Origin of the sequence: Pseudoalteromonas sp. SIMBA_162, assembly GCF_046535955.1 — a bacterium.
GTDB classification, from domain to species: Bacteria; Pseudomonadota; Gammaproteobacteria; order Enterobacterales; family Alteromonadaceae; genus Pseudoalteromonas; species Pseudoalteromonas marina.
In genome coordinates this window covers 1-231 of the sequence record NZ_JAWJBQ010001331.1, presented here as the reverse complement: position 1 = coordinate 231, position 231 = coordinate 1, and the positions used below count along the sequence as shown (strand labels likewise).

The 231-nt window shown below is 67.1% G+C and carries 1 protein-coding gene; it reads left to right on the top strand.

Going from position 1 to position 231, the window contains the following annotated elements:
• Window positions 1–231 (top strand): AMP-binding enzyme (locus R0J88_RS23960; protein WP_410901452.1); only part of this gene is annotated, 231 nt, incomplete at both ends.

Genomic DNA, 231 nt, shown 5'->3' with positions numbered 1-231 from the left:
ACGGTGCCCGCCGCGACGCCGATGGCGACTACTGGATCACCGGGCGTATCGACGATGTGATCAACGTGTCCGGGCACCGCATCGGCACCGCAGAGGTGGAAAGCGCGCTGGTGTTGCATGACAGCGTCGCCGAAGCAGCGGTGGTCGGCTACCCGCACGACCTGAAGGGCCAGGGCGTGTACGCCTTCGTCACGCCCATGAATGGCGTGGCCCCGGACGATGCGCTCAAGG